20 protein-coding genes and 3 pseudogenes are annotated in these 20,330 nt (G+C 70.1%); 14 read left to right on the forward strand and 9 right to left on the reverse strand.

The genetic code is table 11. The features are described from left to right. Window position 1: 1 nt before the first annotated feature. Window positions 2–634 carry a CGNR zinc finger domain-containing protein gene (locus ACY0PA_RS01355; protein ID WP_473082938.1) on the forward strand — a complete coding sequence of 211 codons (633 nt, stop codon included), beginning with the start codon at window positions 2–4 and terminating at the stop codon, window positions 632–634. Here ACY0PA_RS01355 and ACY0PA_RS01360 read toward each other — a convergent pair. Then, window positions 607–831 carry a hypothetical protein gene (locus tag ACY0PA_RS01360; RefSeq protein WP_473082939.1) on the reverse strand — a complete coding sequence of 75 codons (225 nt, stop codon included), beginning with the start codon at window positions 829–831 and terminating at the stop codon, window positions 607–609. The two genes, ACY0PA_RS01355 and ACY0PA_RS01360, sit on opposite strands and share 28 nt — an antisense overlap. 670 nt (window positions 832–1,501) lie before the next feature. On the opposite strand from ACY0PA_RS01360, the gene ACY0PA_RS01365 reads away from it, so the two are divergent. Then, entirely contained in the window at window positions 1,502–2,050 is a 549-nt protein-coding gene (locus ACY0PA_RS01365; protein WP_473082940.1) for a hypothetical protein, read from the forward strand. A 75-nt stretch (window positions 2,051–2,125) separates the two neighbouring features. On the opposite strand, the pseudogene ACY0PA_RS01370 reads toward ACY0PA_RS01365, so the two are convergent. Beyond that, a pseudogene (locus ACY0PA_RS01370) lies at window positions 2,126–2,824 on the reverse strand (FAD-dependent oxidoreductase); the annotation flags it as partial. On the opposite strand from ACY0PA_RS01370, the pseudogene ACY0PA_RS01375 reads away from it, so the two are divergent. Then, window positions 2,822–3,128: pseudogene (locus tag ACY0PA_RS01375) on the forward strand (GDSL-type esterase/lipase family protein); the annotation flags it as partial. The pseudogenes ACY0PA_RS01370 and ACY0PA_RS01375 overlap by 3 nt on opposite strands. Window positions 3,129–3,325: 197 nt before the next feature. Here ACY0PA_RS01375 and ACY0PA_RS01380 read toward each other — a convergent pair. Continuing rightward, window positions 3,326–3,895 (reverse strand): TetR/AcrR family transcriptional regulator, encoded by a 570-nt coding sequence (locus tag ACY0PA_RS01380; RefSeq protein WP_473086203.1) that lies wholly within the window; start codon window positions 3,893–3,895, stop codon window positions 3,326–3,328. Window positions 3,896–4,090: 195 nt separating this feature from the next. Between ACY0PA_RS01380 and ACY0PA_RS01385 the strand changes: the two genes are divergently transcribed. Continuing rightward, on the forward strand, window positions 4,091–5,533 hold the full coding sequence (locus tag ACY0PA_RS01385) for an aldehyde dehydrogenase (protein WP_473082941.1): 1,443 nt from the start codon (window positions 4,091–4,093) through the stop codon (window positions 5,531–5,533). A gap of 113 nt (window positions 5,534–5,646) precedes the next feature. Here the strand turns inward: ACY0PA_RS01385 and ACY0PA_RS01390 are convergent, their stop codons facing one another. Then, window positions 5,647–6,504, reverse strand: coding sequence for an oxidoreductase (locus tag ACY0PA_RS01390; protein ID WP_473082942.1), 858 nt, complete (start codon window positions 6,502–6,504; stop codon window positions 5,647–5,649). Window positions 6,505–6,588: 84 nt separating this feature from the next. Next, window positions 6,589–7,428 (reverse strand): oxidoreductase, encoded by an 840-nt coding sequence (locus tag ACY0PA_RS01395; RefSeq protein ID WP_473082943.1) that lies wholly within the window; start codon window positions 7,426–7,428, stop codon window positions 6,589–6,591. Between the two features lie 339 nt (window positions 7,429–7,767). Here ACY0PA_RS01395 and ACY0PA_RS01400 point away from each other — a divergent pair, with 339 nt between their 5' ends. The 8 genes from ACY0PA_RS01400 to ACY0PA_RS01435 all read left to right on the forward strand — a co-directional run bounded on the left by ACY0PA_RS01400 (window position 7,768) and on the right by ACY0PA_RS01435 (window position 15,018). Beyond that, complete coding sequence (locus ACY0PA_RS01400) at window positions 7,768–9,231, forward strand: catalase (RefSeq protein ID WP_473082944.1); 1,464 nt, start codon at window positions 7,768–7,770, stop codon at window positions 9,229–9,231. Between the two features lie 77 nt (window positions 9,232–9,308). Beyond that, window positions 9,309–9,743, forward strand: coding sequence for an ankyrin repeat domain-containing protein (locus tag ACY0PA_RS01405; RefSeq protein WP_473082945.1), 435 nt, complete (start codon window positions 9,309–9,311; stop codon window positions 9,741–9,743). A gap of 117 nt (window positions 9,744–9,860) precedes the next feature. Beyond that, window positions 9,861–10,286 (forward strand): organic hydroperoxide resistance protein, encoded by a 426-nt coding sequence (locus ACY0PA_RS01410; RefSeq protein WP_473082946.1) that lies wholly within the window; start codon window positions 9,861–9,863, stop codon window positions 10,284–10,286. A gap of 56 nt (window positions 10,287–10,342) precedes the next feature. Continuing rightward, a complete protein-coding gene (locus ACY0PA_RS01415) occupies window positions 10,343–10,540 on the forward strand; it encodes a hypothetical protein (RefSeq protein WP_473082947.1) in 198 nt (65 codons plus the stop codon). Window positions 10,541–11,131: 591 nt separating this feature from the next. Beyond that, entirely contained in the window at window positions 11,132–12,208 is a 1,077-nt protein-coding gene (locus ACY0PA_RS01420) for an alpha/beta fold hydrolase (RefSeq protein WP_473082948.1), read from the forward strand. Between the two features lie 65 nt (window positions 12,209–12,273). Continuing rightward, a complete protein-coding gene (locus ACY0PA_RS01425) occupies window positions 12,274–13,032 on the forward strand; it encodes a creatininase family protein (protein WP_473082949.1) in 759 nt (252 codons plus the stop codon). A 137-nt stretch (window positions 13,033–13,169) separates the two neighbouring features. Continuing rightward, window positions 13,170–14,030, forward strand: coding sequence for an alpha/beta fold hydrolase (locus tag ACY0PA_RS01430; RefSeq protein WP_473082950.1), 861 nt, complete (start codon window positions 13,170–13,172; stop codon window positions 14,028–14,030). Window positions 14,031–14,136: 106 nt separating this feature from the next. Further along, window positions 14,137–15,018 carry a helix-turn-helix domain-containing protein gene (locus ACY0PA_RS01435; protein ID WP_473082951.1) on the forward strand — a complete coding sequence of 294 codons (882 nt, stop codon included), beginning with the start codon at window positions 14,137–14,139 and terminating at the stop codon, window positions 15,016–15,018. Window positions 15,019–15,356: 338 nt separating this feature from the next. Here ACY0PA_RS01435 and ACY0PA_RS01440 read toward each other — a convergent pair whose 3' ends face one another. From ACY0PA_RS01440 to ACY0PA_RS01450, 3 genes and pseudogenes are all read right to left on the reverse strand, one after another. Beyond that, complete coding sequence (locus tag ACY0PA_RS01440) at window positions 15,357–15,764, reverse strand: hypothetical protein (RefSeq protein WP_473082952.1); 408 nt, start codon at window positions 15,762–15,764, stop codon at window positions 15,357–15,359. A 471-nt stretch (window positions 15,765–16,235) separates the two neighbouring features. Further along, a complete protein-coding gene (locus ACY0PA_RS01445; RefSeq protein WP_473082953.1) occupies window positions 16,236–17,123 on the reverse strand; it encodes a Bax inhibitor-1/YccA family membrane protein in 888 nt (295 codons plus the stop codon). A 70-nt stretch (window positions 17,124–17,193) separates the two neighbouring features. Further along, window positions 17,194–17,732 (reverse strand): annotated as a pseudogene (locus ACY0PA_RS01450) (peptide deformylase). 36 nt (window positions 17,733–17,768) lie between these two features. Here ACY0PA_RS01450 and ACY0PA_RS01455 point away from each other — a divergent pair. Beyond that, window positions 17,769–17,939 (forward strand): hypothetical protein, encoded by a 171-nt coding sequence (locus ACY0PA_RS01455; RefSeq protein ID WP_473082954.1) that lies wholly within the window; start codon window positions 17,769–17,771, stop codon window positions 17,937–17,939. An 85-nt stretch (window positions 17,940–18,024) separates the two neighbouring features. On the opposite strand, the gene ACY0PA_RS01460 is transcribed toward ACY0PA_RS01455, so the two are convergent. Next, window positions 18,025–19,566, reverse strand: a complete 1,542-nt coding sequence (locus tag ACY0PA_RS01460; protein ID WP_473082955.1) for an MDR family MFS transporter — start codon at window positions 19,564–19,566, stop codon at window positions 18,025–18,027. A gap of 240 nt (window positions 19,567–19,806) precedes the next feature. On the opposite strand from ACY0PA_RS01460, the gene ACY0PA_RS01465 reads away from it, so the two are divergent. Next, window positions 19,807–20,295, forward strand: a complete 489-nt coding sequence (locus ACY0PA_RS01465) for a TetR/AcrR family transcriptional regulator (RefSeq protein ID WP_473086204.1) — start codon at window positions 19,807–19,809, stop codon at window positions 20,293–20,295. Window positions 20,296–20,330: the final 35 nt, after the last annotated feature.

Consider the following 20,330-nt stretch of genomic DNA (forward strand, 5'->3'; position numbering starts at 1 on the left):
CGTGAAACTTGACCATGCGTTCGTGTGTGGGCATCCGGCCCTCGACTTCGCGGCCACGCTCCGGACCCGGCGCGCGGAGCGGTTCGAGATGTTCGTGACGCCGGAGCGGCTCCATGCCTGGTACCTGGAATCCGGTCCGGTGGACACGATCATGCCCTGCGACGAGGACGACATCGGGCGAGCCGTCGCCGTGCGCGAGGCCCTCTACCGGCTCCTCACCGACCATCGTCTCGGTGAGGAGTTCGAACCGGGGTCCCTCGCCACCCTCAACGCCGCGGCCCTCGGGCCGTCCGCCACGCCGCAGCTCACCAGGACCGGTCGGTTCGCCGAGGCGACCCCCGAGCAGGGGCTCGCGACCGTCGCCCGGCAGGCCGTCGAGCTGCTCGGCGGCCCGGACGTCCGTCTGCTGAAGGAGTGCGGCAACCCCGCGTGTACGCGCGTCTACATCGACCGCTCCCGGGGCATGCGGCGCCAGTGGTGCGGCATGGAGTCCTGCGGCAACAAGATCAAGGCAGCCGCCTACCGCGCCCGCAGGAAGGCCGTACCCACGACGGCCCGGCCGACGGCGAGGCGCCCGGCTGCGGGCGCCCGGCGCTCACGGACCGGTCAGCGGCCCGCGACCGGGAGCGCGTAGTCCCACAGACGGCCACCGGCGGCGACGCCCGCCGCCACGTCCGGTCCGCCGTCGACGACGGCGGACTCCTGTTGCCCTCGAAGTAGCGTCCCGTCACGCCGTCGAGGTGCGGTGAGGCGGCGAGCAGAACCGTGGCGGCGGCGCCTGCTGGGGTTCTTGCAGTGGTCGGGGGTGACGAGCTCTCCGTCTTCGTCCATGGCACCGAGCGCCCGCATGGTGGCGTCGTCCGAGTGACGGGTCAGGCGCAGGCGACGAACGGGTCGTAGGGCTGCCGTTCGAACTGCGGATCATCGAAGTCGAAGCCTGCCCGCAACTGTGCGCCGGAGGCAAGCCGTCTGGAGCGGGTCCTTGCCGACTTCGCCGAGCAGTACGGAGCTCTCGCCAGGGCACGGGGACAGCCGAGGCCGAGGCGCGGGCGACAGCCGTGCGTTGGCCGCCGACCTCCGGCCGCCGCTCCTGCCGGCGGAGCTGTGCGAGGCAGACATGATGCTCAGGGCCTCCGTATGTGACGCCGTGAGCAACTTCTGTGTCCCCTGACGACTCGCCGCTCCCACATGTGTATCTGCCCCACACCATTCTGTCGATCAGCCGTCCCGTGGCGTACTGGAGAGCCGGAGCGCGGACGGTTCGAAGACACACTTACCGGACAGTATGTGCGGAAGGCACCTCGTGCGGGTGATGTCAGATGTCGCCGGACGCCGAGAGGTTGAAGAAGAGCCGTCAACTTTCTACGTGTACAGGCACATCAGCGCTTATCGTGAAGAACGAACATGCCGGACGAGGCGTCCGGCGTCGACACTTATCTGCGCGGGGCCCTTGACCTGGGTACCATGCGCAACGTCATCCATATCGAGGGAGTGAACGGTTGTGACCAGCCAGTCAGCCGCCGCGCTCCGATCGCGGTACGTGGAACAAGCCGCATCGGACCTGGAGGAGAACCGCCGCCTGCAGCAGGAGCTGAAGGAGAGGATGTCGGTGTTGAAACAGGAGGAAGCCCTCCTGGGAGACATCATCAGCCTCGCCGAGCGGTACGAGGGCTTCTCCGACGCGTCCCGCCTGCCCGAGCAGTTGCAGGACGAGAACGTCGGCACAAAGTCGAAGCAGGCTGCGGCCGGGGCTACTTCACGGCGTACGGCGCCGGCGAAGCCCTCGTCGGCGGGCACCCCGGCGAAGGCCGGCGCGGAGGGGAAGCCGCGTCAGCCCCTGCTCGGTGACCTGCTCATGAAGCTGCTCGGCAAGTACGACGAGCCGCGCCTGGCGAAGGAGCTGCGGGACGAGCTCCTGAAGAAGCACCCTGACCGCAATCCCACACCGCAGGTGGTGCGGAACACCCTTGAGTCGCTCGTCGCCAAGGGGCGTATCCAGCGGCACAAGCAGCAGCGCTCGGTCATGTACACCTTGGTGAAGCAGGGCTGATCAGCCGGCTCCGCCTCCGCCGGGACGGTGTCGAGCGGGCCCGACATATTCGCATCGGCCACACGTGCGCCATGGTCACCCGTCCCGCCTCGCCTCCAGCAGGCGCAGCCACACCTCGCTGATGGTAGGGAAGGCGGGGACCGCGTGCCACAGGCGATCGACGGGCACCTCGCCTGCGATCGCGACGGTGGCAGAGTACAGCAGCTCGGCGACGCCCGGCCCGACAAAGGTGGCGCCGACGACGACCTGGCGGTCCCGGTCGATGAGGATCCGGGCCCTGCCCTCGTAGTCGGGGCGGTACTGAAGTGCGCCCGCCAGGTGGCCGATCTCGTGGTCGATCACCTCGACGGCGCGGCCGGTGCGCTCGGCGTCCTCGACGGTCAGCCCCACGGTGGCGACCTCGGGGTCGGTGAACACGACGCCCGGGACGGCCTCGATGTCGGCCGTGCCACTGTGCGGGGCCCAGCGACCGGTGTCCAGGGACTGTCCCTCGGCGCGGGCCGCGATCACGGCACCGGCGATGCGGGCCTGGTACTTGCCCTGGTGCGTGAAGAGGGCCCGACGGTTGACGTCGCCGACGGCGTACAGCCAGTCCCCCGGTACCGCGGTGACAGTGAGGCTGTCGTCGGTGGTGATCCAGTCCCCCGGCTCCAGTCCGACCGTGCCGAGCCCGATGTCCTGGGAACGCGGGGCGCGACCGGTGGCGAAGAGGATCTCGTCGGCCGCGATCCGCCCGCCGTCCGTCAGCGTGACCCGGACCTCGTCGCCCACGCGCGGGGCGACTCGTACGCGTCGGCGCCGCTCGTGCCCAGCCAGGTCGACGCGACCTGCGCGCGCTCGAACCAGAACTACCCCTCGCTGTTGGCGCGGTCGCGGTCCGCTTCGCTGACGGACGTAACCTGCTCGGGTGCTACCACCGAGGACGTCGGCACCTCAGACCGAGGGCCGCGTCGCGCCGCAGCTCGACGCCCTCGGCCGCGGCACCGATCTGGTCACTCTCACCATCGGTGGCAATGACATCGGTTTCTCGACGGTGCTGGGCACCTGTGCCCAGCTCACCTCCGGCGACCCTGCGGGCGCCCGTGCCGGGCGCACTTCTTCCAGCTTTGCGCGATGCCTTAGCCAAGTGCGGCGCGGGAGGTGGTGCCGAGTTTAGGGAAGACGCGGTACAGGTGTGCTGACGGTGCGGGGCGAGAGGGTGCATCCGCTGGCCGATGCGGGGTCGGGCCCAGGTGTGCCTGTCGAGCTTGGGAGACGCCGACAACAAGGCGAAGGTCATAGGCATCCTGGAGCAGTGGCCTGTGACGGCATCCCGAGGTGGCCTTCCGGAACATCCGGGGGGCCGCCTCCCACGTCCGAAGGGGCGCCAATGCCGTGCAGAAACGTGTCCACCGCCAGGTCGGCCACTTTCCCCGAGCTCAGGTGTGCCTGCCGGTTGGAAGCGAGGGCCAATAGCTCGGGCAGCAGCGCTCCCGCCCAGCCCTCCGGCTGGTCCCGGCGCAGCAGCCCCTCCGTGGCGGCCCGGCGCAGAAAGGTGTCGACCTCGGCGATACAGGCATCGCGGCGTGCCCGGACGTTGTCGTCGGTGAGCATGTGGGTGAGGTCGACGGGCCAGGTGCGGTTGACCGTGATGATGTTCTCGACGTAGCGGTGCAGGGCGACGGCGACGGGTGCTTCGCGTAGTCGTGCGTCTTCGATGGCGTGCTCGATGGCGTCCAGGCGTGATGCGTAGATGGCGGCGAGGAGTTCTTCGCGGGAGGCGAAGCGCCGGTAGACGGTGCGCCGGTCCACGCCCGCTTCGGCGGCGATGGCGGCGATGCTCGCGCCGGGATCGGCGGCGAGCATGCGGGCCCCGGTGGTCAGGACGGTTTCCAGATTGCGTGCTGCGTCGGCTCTCATCCCTCAAGTGTAACTTCCATGGTGCGGATCAATAATCTATAGCCACCTCTGTGCGCAGATTAAGAAAAGAAATGCTACATTGAAGTGACAGTTAGAGATGGTGCCCCAACGGACCGACCAGCACTGGAAGAGAGAAAGCGCATGATCACCTACGACCGGCTTTTCATCGGTGGTTCCTGGGTCGAGCCGAGCAACCCGGAGCTCCTCGACATTGCCTCGCCGCACGACCAGTCGCTGATCGGCCGGGTGGCCCAGGCGCAGTCGGCGGACGTCGACCGGGCGGTGTCCGCGGCCCGCGCGTCGTTCGACAAGGGAGAGTGGCGGCTGACCCCGCCGGCGGAACGGATCGCGCTGCTGCGCCGGTTCAACGCGCTGCGAGAGGAGAACGCGGAGAAGGTCGCCCACCTGATCTCGGTGGAGAACGGCTCGGCCGGCTGGTTCACCCGGGCCGGGCAGCCCGGCCTGACCCGGCAGGCGAACGCCTACCTGAAGGCGGCGGAGGAGTTCGGCTGGGAGGAGACCCTCGTCCCCTCGGACCCGTCCTCCCCGGTGCGCAGCGTGGTGCGCCGTGAAGCGGTGGGCGTCGTGGCCGCGGTGATCCCGTGGAACTCGCCGTTCTCCTCGGCCACTTCGAAGATCATCCCAGCTCTGCTCGCGGGCAACTCCGTAGTCCTCAAGGTGTCTCCGGAGAACTCGCTGAGCATGGGATTTCTGGCGGAACTGGTGGAGCGGGCCGGCCTGCCCGAGGGCGTGCTCAGCATCCTGCCCGCGGACCGGAAGACCAGCGAGTACCTGGTGTCGCACCCGGACGTCGACAAGATCGCCTTTACCGGCTCGACGCGCGCCGGGCGCCGGATCGCCTCCATCGCCGGCGAGCAGCTCAAGCGGGTCAGTCTGGAGTTGGGTGGCAAGTCCGCGGCTGTCATCCTTCCCGACGCCGACATCGACAAGGCCGTCGCGGGCCTGAAGTTCGCCTCCCTGCTCAACAACGGCGAGTCGTGCATCGCGCAGACCCGCATCCTGGCCCCGCGCGAGAAGTACGAGGAGGTCGTGGCCGCGCTGAAGGAGCTGGTCGGCTCGCTGAAGGTGGGCGATCCCAGCGACCCTGACACGTTCATCGGCCCGATGATCCGCCCCGACCAGCAGCAGCGGGTGCGTGACTACATCCAGCTCGGCATCGAGGAGGGCGCCCGCCTGGTCACCGGCGGCCCGCAGATCCCCGAAGGCCTGGAGAAGGGCAACTACGTGACGCCCACCGTGTTCGCCGACGTCGACAACTCCATGCGGATCGCGCAGGAGGAGATCTTCGGCCCGGTCCTGGTCGTCATCGCATACGAGGACGAGGACGACGCCGTCCGGATCGCCAACGACTCCGAGTACGGCCTGTCCGGCGGTGTCTGGTCCGGCGACGAGGCCCACGCCCTCGCGGTCGCCCGCCGCATCCGCACCGGCACCGTCACGGTCAACGGCGCCTCGGTCGCCTTCGACGGCCCGTTCGGCGGCTTCAAGGCCAGTGGCATCGGCCGCGAGTACGGCGCGGTCGGCCTCGGCACGTACACCGAGTACAAGACCATCACCATCTGACCCGGGGTGCGTGGCGGAACCGGTGTGACAGACAGGCGGCCTCCGGGGACCGGGACCGGTGGGAAGGAGCCCCGTCGGCCGCCGGCCCGGAGGCCGCCTGTCTGTCGTACGGCTCAGAGCACCGCGTTCTCGGCGGCCCCGGGGAAGTCGGTGCTGAACGCCAGTTCCCGGCCGGCTTCGAACTCGGCCCGCAGCTGGTCGAGCTTGACGCCGATACGCCGCTGGGCGTCGCTGCCCAAAACGACCCAGTGGGCGGGCTCCGGCGCGGTCACGGCCTGCAGGATCGCCTCGGCGGCCCGCTCCGGGTCGCCTGGGAACATCTGCGGCGTGAGGCTGCCCATCATCGTGCGGAACGTGCCGGCCGTGGCGCTGTAGTCCTCGATGGCCTCGCCGGAAACCTTCGTCCGGTTCTCGATACCGGTGCGGAAGGAACCCGGCTGGATGATCATCGCGTGCAGGCCGACCGGCTCGATCTCCTGCCACAGGGCCTCGGTGAAGCCCTCCAGCGCGAACTTGCTGGCGGAGTAGTAGCCGTTCGCGGGCAGACTCGCCAGTCCGTCCATGGAGGAGACATTGACGACGGTGCCGCTGCGCCGCTTGCGCATACCGGGCAGCACCGCGCGGGTGAGGGCGACCGCGCCGAAGAAGTTGACCTCGAACAGCCTGCGGTAGTCGCTCTCCTCCTGCTCCTCAAGGGCGCCGACGAAGTCGATGGCCGCGTTGTTGACGAGGATGTCGATGCCGCCGAAACGCTCTTCGGCGGCGCGCACACCCGCCGCCCGGTCCCCGGCGTCGGTGACGTCGAGCTTCACCGCGAGCGCGGTCTGCGGGTAGCGGGCGGCCAGTTCGGTGGTGGCCTGCGTCGAGCTGGCCGTTGCCACCACCTGGTCGCCCTGGGCCAGGACGTGTTCGGCCAGGGCCTTGCCCAGTCCGCTGGAAGCGCCGGTGATGAGCCAGGTCTTACGAGACATGGAGTGATCCCCTTCGGAAGAGTGAGAGGTGTGACGGTGAGAGGTGTGTCGTAGGGGAAGTCGGGGCCGTGGCCGGTGCGGCGGCTACTCGCCGGCCGGGAAGTCCGCGGCGCCGCTGGCCGCGGCCCACTTCCGCGTCTCCAGGGCCCGCGCCTCGCCGGCCTCCAGCGCCATGGCCACGGCCTGGGCGCCGAGCAGCAGACGGCGCGGCGGGTCGTCGTCGCGCACGACGTCGACGAGGACCCCGGCCGCGCGGACCGGGTCGCCGGGCTGCGTGCCGTTGTTCTCCGCCCGGTACTTGTTCATGGCGCCGACGGTCTCCTCGTAGTCGGCACCCACGGTGTGCAGCTCCATCGACGAGCCCTGCCAGTCGGTCCGGAAGGCACCGGGCTCCACGATGACGACCTTCAGCCCGAATGGGGCGACCTCATTGGCCAGCACCTCGGAGAAGCCCTCGACCGCGAACTTGGCGCTCTGGTAGGCGCCCATGCCCGGTGTGCCGCCGACCCGTCCGCCGAGCGAGGAGAACTGCACGAACGTCCCCGAGCGCTGCGTGCGCAGCACGGGAAGGGCGGCCCGGGTGACGTTGACGACCCCGAAGAAGTTCGCCTCGAACTGGGCGCGGAAGTCGGCCTCCGCCATTTCTTCGATGGGGCCGCTGTTGGCGTAACCGGCGTTGTTCACCACCACGTCCAGGCTGCCGAAGGCGTCGACGCCCGCCCGCACCGCGTCGTGTGCGGCGGCCGGGTCGGTGACGTCGAGAGCGACCGCCCGTACCCGGTCGCCGTGGCGGTCGACCAGATCCGCCAGCTGCTCCGGTCGCCGGGCCGTCGCCACGAGCTGGTCGCCGGCCGCCAGAACCGCCTCCGCCAAGGCGCGCCCGAAACCCCGGGAGGCGCCGGTGATCAACCATGTCGTAGCCATGAGAATGCCCTTCTTGTTCTCTTGCCGTACTGGAGGGAAGCCGATGAGGCCTCTCCCACTCTGGCCGCCGGACCGGCATCGGTCCTGCGTCGATTGGCTGCCGGTCGCCATGCGCCGGCCAGGTGCGAGGCGGCGACATGTAAGTCATTGGACTGTTCTGGGGCGCCGCCCGACTGCATACGTGTGAAAGGGCTCGCCCTTGGGTCACACCTTGGCGTAGATATGTTCCGCCATGAGATGCGTGCCGGCACGAGGCGCAGGGCTGCTGCACGGACACTCAGCCGGCCAGTAACGCGATGCCTTGAACCGAGGCGAGGAACACTCCCCGAGGAGCCAGTCATGCCCGAGGACCACCAGAAACCGTTGACGACGGCGGCCGGCGCACCGGTTTCCGACAACCAGAACTCCCTCACGGCCGGCTCGCGCGGTCCGATGCTGCTGCAGGACGTGTGGTTCCTGGAGAAGCTCGCGCACTTCGACCGTGAGGTGATCCCGGAACGCCGGATGCACGCCAAGGGCTCGGGCGCCTTCGGCACGCTCACGGTGACGCACGACATCACGCGGTACACCGGCGCGAAGATCTTCTCCGAGGTCGGCAAACAGACCGCGATGTTCGCCCGGTTCTGCACCGTCGCGGGTGAACGGGGAGCGGCCGACGCCGAGCGCGACATCCGCGGCTTCGCTCTCAAGTTCTATACGGACGAGGGCAATTGGGATCTGGTGGGGAACAACACCCCGGTGTTCTTCTTCCGCGACCCGCTGAAGTTCCCCGACCTGAACCACGCGGTGAAGCGCGACCCGCGCACCAACCTCCGCGACGCGGAGAACAACTGGGACTTCTGGACCAACCTGCCCGAGGCCCTGCACCAGGTCACCATCGTGATGTCCGAGCGCGGCATCCCGGCCTCGTACCGGCACATGCACGGCTTCGGTTCGCACACCTACAGCCTGGTCAACGACGCGGGCGAGCGGTTCTGGGTCAAGTTCCACCACCGCACCCAGCAAGGCATCAAGAACCTCACCGACGCCGAGGCCGCAGCTCTGATCGGCACAGACCGCGAGTCGCACCAGCGGGACCTCTTCGACGCGATCGAGAACGGCGACTTCCCGAAGTGGAAGCTGTACGTCCAGGTCATGCCGGAGGCCGACGCAGCGTCCTACCGCTTCCACCCCTTCGACCTCACCAAAGTCTGGTCCAAGAAGGACTACCCGCTGATCGAGGTCGGCGAGTGGCAGCTCGACCGCAACCCCGACAACTACTTCGCCGACGTCGAGCAGGCCGCCTTCACCCCGGCGAACGTGGTGCCGGGCATCGGCTTCTCTCCCGACAGGATGCTGCAGGGCCGCCTCTTCTCCTACGGCGACGCCCAGCGCTACCGCCTCGGCGTGAACCACCACCAGATTCCCGTCAACGCCCCCAAGAGCCCGGTGAACTCCTACCACCGCGACGGCGCCCTGCGCGTCGACGGCAACCAGGGCGCCACCCCGGGCATCGAGCCCAACTCCTACGGCCGCTGGCAGGAACAGCCCGCCTACCGCGAGCCGGGCCAGGCCGTCGGTGCCGTCGCCGACCGCTTCGACTTCCGCGCGGACGACGACAACTACTTCGAGCAGCCCGGCGACCTCTTCCGGCTGATGAGTCCCGAACAGCGGCAGGTCCTCTTCGAGAACACGGCGCGTGCCATCGACGGCGCGTCCCGGCGGACCGTCGAACGGCACATCGCCAACTGCACCCAGGCCGACCCGGCCTACGGCGAAGGCGTCCGCAAGTCCCTCGAGGCCCTGGCCGCCGGCAACCTCTGACCCCGGACGCCGACCTGGTGCGGGCACCGCCCGCGCCCGCGCCGAGCAGGCACCTACCCGATCAGGAGAAGGCACGTATGACCAGCGGCGGCGGACTGACCTCCGAGCAGACTGAGTGCGTCCGGGCCATCGCCATGGACCTGGCCCGGGCGGGCAGCACGGGCGAACTGGTGGAGTTCGTGGCACACGGCCTGCCGGTGGACGCCGCCGATCCGGCCGGCAACACCCCCTTGATGCTTGCCGCCTACCACGGTCACGCCGACACCGTACGAGCCCTGATCCGGCTCGGTGCCGACCCGGACCTGCGCAATTCCCGGGACCAGACTCCCATGGCTGGTGCCCTGTTCAAGGGCGCCGACGACGTGGTGGCGGTGCTGCGGCAGGCCGGCGCGGACCTGGACTGCGGCACTCCGACCGCGCGGGCGGCCGCGGCCGTGTTCGGCCGCACTCACCTGCTCACCGAAACTGATTCGTCGGCACAGCGGCCACCTCCTCCCACTCATCACACGTAACCGTCTTGACAGGTGACGAGAGGCGTGGTCATGATTACATCACCACCTCAACCAGTGACACGAAAGTGTCCGGCGAGGTGAAAAATGACATTTCTACCCAGATGTGGAGCACCAGCCATGGCAGTCAGCTACACCGCCGTTGTCGACGTCGACGGAGAAGGCCGGAACGGCGGTCACGCCCACTCCTCCGACGGCCTGCTGGAGACCAGCCTCGCCCTCCCCAAGGAGCTCGGCGGCGCGGGCACCGCGACCAACCCCGAGCAGCTTCTGGCCGCCGGCTGGGCCGCCTGCTTCCTCGGCGCCCTCCGCCGCGCCGCCGGCTCCCGCAAGATCCGGCTGACCAGCACGACCATCACCGCCGAGGTCACGCTCACCCACGGCGACGACGGCGAGTTCTCCCTCTCCGCGGTCCTCAACCCCGTCCTCGGCGGTGTCGACCGGGCCACGGCCGAGGAGCTGGCCCAGGCCGCCCACCAGATCTGCCCGTACTCCAAGGCCCTGCGCGGCAACATCCCCGTCACCATCAACGCCGACGCCGTCTGACCCGCCCCCTTTTTCCAGCACCACCCACTCCGCAGACCGAAGAGCGAGGGCAGGACATGGCCTCTCAGACGCACTCACCTGCATGGACCGCCATGCGCCGGCACCCTGCTCCGGAAGGTGCCTCCGCCGAGTCGCTGCCCCTGGACGAGACGAGGCCGGACGAACGGGCCTGGCCGACGGACGTACAGGTATGGAACTGGGCGGAGAGCGCGGTGCTGTTCGGGTACGGCCCGACGGCCTCGAACTTCGTCTGAGTCTCCTCGAAGACCGGTCCGCCACAGGATCGTGCCGGACCCGTCGATCAGCCGGAGACGTAGGGTCAGCGGTGCGGGCCGCGACGCGGGAGAACACCCTCACGGCGGTGGCCATCGCGGCGAACGTCTCGATCCACCGTAGGTCACACGGGCACGGCGGGCCTCACAGGCCAGCATCGCCTGGAGCCCCCTCTCCTTGTCGCGGAGCCAGGCGAAGTCACCCGCGGCCAGCGGCACGCTCCTGCTGGTGCAACCGACGACTACGACCCGGGCGTGCGGGGCCCGCCGGTGAACACCGCGCAACACATGTGCGACCTTCGGCCCAGTCAGGACGATCGCGTCCGTGATCCGGTCCGTTCCGGTGCCGGTTACGAGCGGGCGCCTGACTCCGGGCCGCCGAGGGACATGTTGTTCGCTCAGTCGAATGACTGCTCGGTGTCGCTGTCCGTGTCCCACCGTCATCTGACTGATGTATCCGGTTTCGTTACGGGCCAGAGTGTGTGCCGTCGGCCCGTTTCGGCGGCCCCGCACCTGCCGCCCGCCTCACGGAGGCGGCGTAACACTCACCGCAAACACTCGAGAGGGTTTGACATGATCAACAGGCGTACCTTCGGCAAGGCCGTCGGCCTGGGCACCGGCGCGGCCGCGGTCACACTGGCCGGACTGCAGGGCAACGCGTCCGCCGCGACCGCCTCGCGCGGGCCGGGCGCCTCCCCCGCTCCCGCCGCCCCCGTCGTCCCCACCATCACCCCCGGCACCCACACCGAGTTCGAGACGCTCAAGCACGTCAAGGCAGGCGTCCTGGACGTCAGTTACGCGGAACTCGGACCGGCCCACGGCCCGGTCGTCCTGCTGCTGCACGGCTGGCCCTACGACATCCACAGCTTCGTCGATGTCGCCCCGCTCCTCGCCGACCAGGGCTACCGGGTCCTCGTCCCCTACCTGCGCGGTCACGGCAGCACCCGCTTCCTGTCCCGCCGCACCCCCCGCACCGCGGAACAGTCCGCCATCGCGCTCGACATCATCGCGTTCATGGACGCCTTGAAGATCCCGAGGGCGACGCTCGCCGGCTTCGACTGGGGCTCGCGCACCGCGGACATCATCGCCGCGCTGTGGCCCGAGCGGGTCAAGTCCATGGTCTCCACCAGCGGTTACCTGATCACCAACGTCAAGGCGCAGCTGGAGCCCGCCCTTCCGGCCGTCGAACACAACTGGTGGTACCAGTGGTACTTCGCCAGCGAGCGCGGCAAGAAGGCCATGGAGAACGAGGACGAGCGCATCGCGCTGTGCCGTTACGTGTGGACGCTGGTCTCCCCGAACTGGAACTTCTCGGACGCCGTCTTCAACCGCACGGCCGAGGCGTTCAAGAACCCCGACTACGCCGCCATCGTCCTCTTCAACTACCGCTGGCGCATCGGCCTCATCGAGGGTGAACCCCGCTACGACCGCTACGAGAAGCAGCTCGCGGCCCAGCCCTCCATCCACGTGCCGACGGTCACCCTCGACGCGGCTCTCGACCCCTTCACCGCGCCCGGCGACGGCTCCGCCTACCGCACCCACTTCACCGGCCCGTACCTGCACCGCACGATCGCGAACATCGGGCACAACCTGCCGCAGGAAGCGCCCACCGTCTTCGCCCAGGCCGTCGTCGACGCCGACCACCTCTGACATCCCGCACCCGCCACCGGCCCGGTGCCCCGCACCGCGTCGGTCCCGTCCAGGAGGAGCCCTAGATGAGCGAAGTCCAGTGGAACCGTCTGACCGCCGCCGAACTGTGCGCCCTCGCGGCGCGGGACGCGGTGGTGGTGATACCCATCGGGGCCACCGAGCAGCACGGGCCTCATCTGCCCACCGGCGTCGACGACTTCCTCGCCACGGAAGTGTGCCATCGGGCGGCGGCGCTGGCCGTCGAGCACACCGGTGTGGTGGTCACACCCTCGATTCCCACGGGTCTGTCGGAGCACCACATGGCCTTCGGCGGCACCCTCACGCTCAGCCTGCCGACGCTGCACGCGCTGCTGCGCGACATTTGCCGGTCCGTGACCCGGGTGGGCTTCTCCCGCATCCTGATCGTCAACGGGCATGGCGGGAACATGACCGCCCTCAACGCTCTCACGACCGAGCTGACCGCGGAGCTGTCGACGCCGATCGCGTTCGCCAGCTACTTCGGCGCCGGACGGGAGATAGTGCGGGACACCCTGGAGACCCAGGACGGCCTCATGCACGCGTGCGAGGGCGAGACGTCCATGATGATGGCGGCCCGCCCCGACCTGATCCGCGGCGAGCACCTGGCGCAGGCGCACGGACCGCGGATCACGCTGCCCGCGGAGTCCACCGACCCGCTGTACATGGCCGTGTCCTTCGACCGGATCACGGAGTCCGGGGTCGCGGGCGACGCGCGAGTGGCGAACGCGGAGAAGGGCGAGCGGATGCTCGCCGGCTGCGCGGCGGCGCTGGCGGACATCATCGTGCGGGACCCCTGGGCGAAGTAGGGCTAGGCAGCACCCCATTAGAGTCACCGTCTTGACGGGTGACGAGTTGCGTGACAGTTTAAATAACCAGTTGGAGCAGTGACGGATCACGAGACCGGCACACCTCCATGTACCGAAATGTCTGAGAGGGATTTGTCATGGTGAGCATCAAGGGTGGTCGCAAGCGGCTGGCCACGGGCGCGATCGCGGCGGCCACGGCGGGGCTCGCGCTCGGCGCGCTCGCCCTCAGCGGCACCGCCAACGGCGCGACCGGGAACGACGGGGCCACCGACGCCAGCCGGCGCGCCAAGCCGACCGTCGTCCTGGAACACGGCGCCTTCGCCGACGGCTCCAGCTGGAACGGTGTCATCGCCGACCTGCGCGCCGACGGCTACCCGGTCGTCGCCGCCGCGAACCCGCTGCGCGGCCCGGCCTCCGACGCGGCCGCCCTGCGCACGGTCCTCGACCACGTAAAGGGCCCGAAGATTCTCGTCGGCCACTCCTACGGCGGCAACGTCATCAGCCAGGCCGCCACCAACGACCCCGACGTCAAGGCCCTGGTCTACGTCGCGGCCTTCCTGCCCGCCCCCGGCGAGAGCGCCCTGGAGCTCACCAACAAGTACCCGGGCTCCACGCTCCCCGACGCCCTCGACCCGGTCACCTACCAGCAGGCCGACGGCTCCACCGCCACCGACCTCTACATCCAGCAGGACAAGTTCCGCCACCAGTTCGCGGCCGACGTGCCCGCGCGACAGGCCGCCCTGATGGCCGCCGAGCAGCGGCCCGTCGCCCAGTCCGCCCTGGAGGAGAAGGCCACCACGGCGGCCTGGAAGACCAAGCCCAGCTGGGACATCATCACCACCAAGGACCTGAACATCCCGCCCGCCGTGCAGCGCTTCATGGCCGAGCGCGCCCGCGCCCACACCACCGAGGTCGCCGCCTCGCACTCGGTCGCCGTCTCCCACCCCCGCCTGGTGGCCGACGTGATCGAGCGGGCCGCCCACGCCACCGTCCGCTGACGCCCGCGAAGGGCGGCGGGGCATACGGTCCCGCCGCCCTCGGGCGCCGCCGAGGACATCGCCCCGCACACCTCACGGGTGGGCGGATCACGGGAGAACGAACGCCATGAACGCACACTCCGACGCCCGGACGCTCGGCGAGTTCCTCAAGGCCCGCCGGGCCGAGCTGGACCCGCGCGAGTGCGGCCTGCCGGAGACGGACTCCGCCCGCCGGGTCACCGGGCTGCGCCGCGAGGAGGTCGCCCTGCTCGCGGCGATCAGCGTGGACTACTACACCCGGCTCGAACAGGGCCGCGTCCGCGCCTCCGCGGCCGTCCTCGACACCCTTTCCCGCGCTCTGCGCCTCGACGAGGACCAGCAGAGCTACCTCTACGAGGTGGCCGGGCGGGCCAACGACCGGCCGCGCCGTACACGCCGCCCCGTCCAGCAGGTGCGGCCCGCCATGCGCCGACTGCTGGCCCAGCTCACCGAGTCGCCCGCGCTCGTCCTCGGCAGGCACCTGGACGTCCTGGCATGGAACCGCTCCGCGGTCGCGCTGTACACCGACTTCGCCGCGATCCCTGCTGCTGGCCGCAACTACCTGCGCCTGATGTTCACCGACCCCGCTATCCGGGACCTGCACCGGGAGTGGGAACACGACGCGCGCGACGCGGTCGCCGCACTGCGCATGGAGGCCGGGGCCGACCCCGACGACCCCGATCTCGCACGCCTTGTCGGCGATCTGACCCTGCGGGACGCCGACTTCAGCACCTGGTGGGCCGAACACCGCGTCAACAGCGCTACGTACGGCACCAAGCACTACCGCCACCACCTGGTCGGCGACCTCACCCTGGACTGCGACACCTGGTCCGGCTCCGACGACTCCGGCCAGCGCCTGATGGTGCTGACGGCCGAGGCCGGCAGCCCTTCCCACGACGCCCTGCGCATCCTCACCGCCTGGACCGCGGACCAGGAGGGCGCGGCACCGGCGGAGGCCCGAACCTCATAACGTCCTGGCGGATGAACCTGGACGCCCACCGGACATGGGTACGGCGGCCGCCCACGTGTTGGCCACGGCGCAGCAGGCCGGCTGCGGGACTTCGCTCGGCGCGGCCATCGCCGTCAAGGCCGGCGCCCGCCGTCCGGTCCGGTCCGCGGTCTGTGCGCCCTCTCCGGCTTCGCCCGGCCGCACGTCCGGCGTCTCCCCGTCCACGGCTCCTGCCGACCATCGCGGCTCCCCGCAACCCCCACGAACGTTAAGCGTGCGCGGGAAGCGCTCCCGCGCACGCGAACGGACCGGCCCCTTCCGCAGGGGCCGGTCCGTTCGCGTGCCGGTGGGCCGTCCGCTCAGTCGGCCAGCCGGTCCAGGACCGCGGTGGCCAGGCGGAGCGCGGCGTGCAGCTCCGTCACCTCCGCGACGGTGGGTCGCACGACGCCGGACCACTCGCCGTGCAGGCCGGGCCAGACCGCAAGCAGCGTCTGGGTGCCCGCGAGGCCCAGCCGGGCCGTGACGTCCGTGCGGCCCCCGCCCGCGGGCGTCCAGGACAGCAGGACGCGGCCCTGCGGTATGCGGGACGGGCCGCTCAGCGGCATCCAGGCCGCCATGAGCCTGCCGTGCACGGGCGTCACGATCGCACCGCGGACGTCGGCCGGCATCGGATCCCGCGTCAGGGCGGACAGCGCGACGGGCGCCCGGTCGGCCGCCGAGCCCGGTACCAGGGTGAGAACGGGGCGGTCCGTGTCGCCGCCCCGCAACCGCCTCCCGGATGATGCCGGGACGGCCGGCAAGCGGTCACGGCACGGTCGGTGGGGCGTGTCGTACCTCGTCATGTGATCTCCCCTCCGTGCCGGTGTCCGCGCTGCGTAACGTCGAGTCTTCCGGAGGCGGATGCCCGGCACATCCGTCATCTGACTGCCGGGCGGCATGACATGTTCACCGACCGCGGCGGTAGCCGAGGGCGCCGAAGCCGCCGCGGTCGGTCAACAGAGATATGCGTGTGACACCCGAGCTCCCTGGTGTCGCCACCGCAGAAACCGGAGCACCGATGAGAGCGGACGCACGATCCGACCGGTTACGCATCCTTGAGGCGGCTGCAGAAGCGCTCGCGGCCCCGGCAACACCTCCTTGAAGTCCATAGCGCGCAAGGCCCGTGTGCGTACGCATGCGGGGGCTGCGCCCGTCGGACGGCACTCGGGGGCTTTCGCCGGCCCGGACGCCGGGGGCTATCAGCAGAGTTCGTCTCCCGGGTAGAGGGTGAACAGCCGAATGGTCTCCACGTAGAGCCAGGACAGGGTCAGGGTGAGCCCGAACACGGCCGTCCAGGTCAGATCGCGGGACGCGCCGCACGTGATGCCGTCCTCCACCTTCCTGAAATGCAGGGACAGGAAGGGCACCGCGAGGACGACGCCCACGATGCCCATGAAGACTCCGAGGCCCGCAGGGCGCAAGCCCAGGCCGTCGGCGCCCAGGAGGGGAAACAGGACCAGGTCGGCGAGGGCGAGGAATCCGAGGCCGAGCAGTCCGGCGCCGGCGAGCGGGGCGAAGCCTCGGCCGGCCCGCATCCAGTGCAGTGCGCGGGCGAAGAGGACTCCGCCGCAGGCGGTCATCGTCCCCATCACCATCTGTACGAAGACACCTGGTGAGAGGTGGCTGGAGACGGTGGCCGAGAGCACCGCAAGGAACACACCCTGGAGCGCGGCGAACGTCAGGGCCAGGGCCGGCGACGGCAGGTCCCTGCGGCGCTGGATCAACACCAGCGCCGTGGCGGCCAGTCCGGCGCCGGCGGCGATGCCATAGCCGGCGACCGTGCCGGTGGGCGCGTACACCAGCAACGTCCAGGAGAGCACGGCCGCGAGGGTGCTCACCGTGAGCCCCGCCGCGGCACGGGAGACGACGCCGTCCATCGTCATCAGGTCGGCGACGGAAAAGGGCAGCGGCACGGGATCGTCCTCGCGGAACGGGTCCTGGCCGGCCGTGGCCCGGCCTTGTGCGACGGCGATCCCCGTCCGTGGGTCCCTGGCCGCCGTCTTCGGTCCGCCGTGCCGCCTGAACTGCGGCCGGGAGAGTACGGGGTTGCTGCTGGTCAGCGAACGCTGCTGTTCGACCGGTGTCACGCGAGATCCTCTTCTCCGTGTCGAAGGTGTCGGCGGCCTTCAGCCTGACCGGCCGGACAAACCGCGCGCATCAGTCACTTGACGGTCGGAGCCGGGCTTGCGTCCGGCCGGGGATCGGCGGCCCGGCAGCGTAGAGCGTGCCGTCGAGGTGGTCGGTCTCGTGCTGCACGATGCGCGCCGGCCAGTCGCTGAACACCTCGTCGATCGCCCGGCCGCGCTCGTCCTGTGCCCGCAGCCGGTCCTGGGCGTATCGGTCCACGACCAGTTGGAGTTGACGAGCATTCGGAAGGGCAGCGGGACGCGGCCCCGCGGGCCTTGTCCTCCACCACGGCGATCCGCAGGGGTACGCCGGCCTGCGGCGCGGCCGGCTCCACGCCCGGGGCGGCAAGCATCGTCTCGCGCGGCGCGGTGACGAACCGGCCGAGCAGCATGTCGTCGAGTTGTCCTTCGTACGGCTCGGTGACGACACCGCAGGACGAGGTCGCCGACGGCGACGACGGGCAGCGGGCCCTCGGTCTCCAGCGCCGGTTCGAGCTCCACCTGGGGGAGCACGTACCGCACGGCCGGCTCGGCTGGTCGGCCATCGGCGCCGGTGTGCGGCTGCACCAGTCCTGGCGGCTCACCCCGGTCGAGGACGGCACACATGTGGTCGTCGGGAACGTGGTCCGCTGTCCCGCGGCGCACTCCCTCGACGCGTTGTCCCCGGTGTGGGCGCAGCGCCTGAACTTCCTTTGGCTCGCGCAGTTCGAGCGGGTCGGGCGGCTCGGGCGGCTCGGGCGGCTCTCCGGGAACGTCCCGGCGATCGGCGCAGCGTAGGCGGTCGCCGTATCCGCCGGGAGACACGCCGCCGGCCGGCGCCCGGTGCGGGCGTCGGCCGGTCGAGGTCGCGTGGTCCGGCGCGTCAGGCGGCCGGGACCGCTTCCTTGGCGTCGGCCGAGGTGGCCTCGGACGTGCCCGTCCTGTCGTTGGTCTTCCGGGCCGGCTTGAGGAAGAGGGCGAGGACAATTCCGACGGCGAGGGTCGGGGCGATCCAGAGGTAGCCCGTGGCCGTGGCGTGGGCGAAGGCGTCCAGGGCGGTGTCGACCAGGGCTGCGGGCAGCTGGCCGATAGTGTCGGGGCGGGCGGCGTCGAAGCCTCCGGCGGTCGGCAGGTCTTGGGAGCGGTCGACAAAGCCGGTGTTGAGCAGGGTGCCGAAGACGGCGACCCCGAAGGCCGCGCCGATGGAGCGGGCGAAGGTGACCACGGCGCTCGCGGCGCCCAGATCGCTGGCGGGCACGCTGTTCTGGACGGTGGTCAGGACGACCATGGGGACCATGCCGATGCCGACACCGGTGATCAGGAAGTAGACGCTCAGCACCAGGGTGTTGGTGGCGGCGCCGATGGTGCCCAGCAGGAGCAGCCCTGCGAGGTTGGCGGCAAGGCCGCCGAGCAGGATCGTCCGCAGCCGCTCAATATGTGCGGCCCAGCGTCCGGCCAGGGACTGGCTGATGACCAGACCGGCGACGAGCGGCAACATGTAGATGCCGGACAGCGTGGCCGAGACTCCGTGGACGAGCTGGAGGTAGGTCGGCAGGTAGACCAGGACGGCGAACATCGCGGCGTTGGCGAAGAAGCCGATCAGCGAGGAGAAGACCACGGTACGGGAGGCGAGCATGGCCGGCGGCAGGACGGGGGCGGTGGCGCGGCGCTCGACCGGGACCAGCAGTGCGCCGAGGGCGACGGTGGCGACGATCAGGGCGACGATGGCCGGCGAACCCCAACCCCACCGCTCGCCGAAGGACGTGATCAGGACCAGTCCGGTGGCGATGGCGGCCAGCACGGTGGCGCCGAGGTAGTCGATGCGGGCCTTGGCGCCCCGGGTGGCGGCGGGCAGCGCACGGACGGCGATGGCCAGGGCGACGATGCCGACGGGCAGGTTGATCAGGAAGGCCCACCGCCAGGACAGCTGGTCGGTGAAGACGCCCCCCAACAGGGGGCCGACGATGCTGGCGACACCGTAGACCGATCCGAACATGCCTTGGTAGCGGCCGCGTTCGCTCGGAGCGACGATGTCGCCGACGAGGGCGAAGGTCAGCACGATCATGCCGCCGCCACCCATGCCCTGGAGCACGCGGGCGCCGATCAGCTCGGGCAGGTTCTGTGCCAGGCCACAGGCCACCGAGGCAATCAGGAAGATCGAGGTCGACGCGAGGTAGAGCCGCTTGCGGCCGAACATGTCGCCGAGCTTGCCCCACAGCGGCGTCACCGCCGTGGAGGCGAGCAGGTATGCAGCGCTGACCCACGCGATGTCGTCGAACCCGTTGAGGTCCTCCGCTATCCGGGGCAGCGCGGTGGAGACGATCGTCTGGTCCAGGGCGGCCAGGAGCACTGCGAGGATCAGCGCGCTCATGGCCGCGGCCACACCACCTGTCGCGGGTGCTGCGGACTGCTGTGCCTTCGACATCAGGACATGCCTTTCAGGAAGTGACGCACATGGGCGGCGTGCCGACCGCACCCCCACGATGAGACCCATCGGGCTGGCACTAACTTGCTCATCTGTCACGCTAATGTAGCACTTAATTCAGCTGGGTCCACTTACGAGAGGCGCTAGAGACCATAGGCTTCACATTCGGCCACTAAACTCGATGCGGTGAGAGCCGACGCAGCACGCAATCTGGAAACCGTCCTGACCACCGGGGCCCGCATGCTCGCCGCCGATCCCGGCGCGAGCATCGCCGCCATCGCCGCCGAAGCGGGCGTGGACCGGCGCACCGTCTACCGGCGCTTCGCCTCCCGCGAAGAACTCCTCGCCGCCATCTATGCATCACGCCTGGACGCCATCGAGCACGCCATCGAAGACGCACGACTACGCGAAGCACCCGTCGCCGTCGCCCTGCACCGCTACGTCGAGAACATCATCACGGTCAACCGCACCTGGCCCGTCGACCTCACCCACATGCTCACCGACGACAACGTCCGGGCACGCCGCGATGCGTCCGTGCACGAGACGGACGCCTTTCTGCAGCGCGCCACCGACGAGGGCCTACTGCGGACCGCCCTGCCAGAGGGCTGGGCGAGCGCGCTGCTGCCCCAGCTGATGCACCTCGTGTCCCGGGAACGGCCCGAGCTCAGCCCCGCGCAGGCTGCGGACGTCGTTGTCGACACCCTGCTGCGCGGTCTCGGAGCGCCCTGACATACCGAAGCCCTCGGAACACCTGTGTCCAGGTG

Source organism: Streptomyces sp. DS1-CR2 (assembly GCF_055760475.1).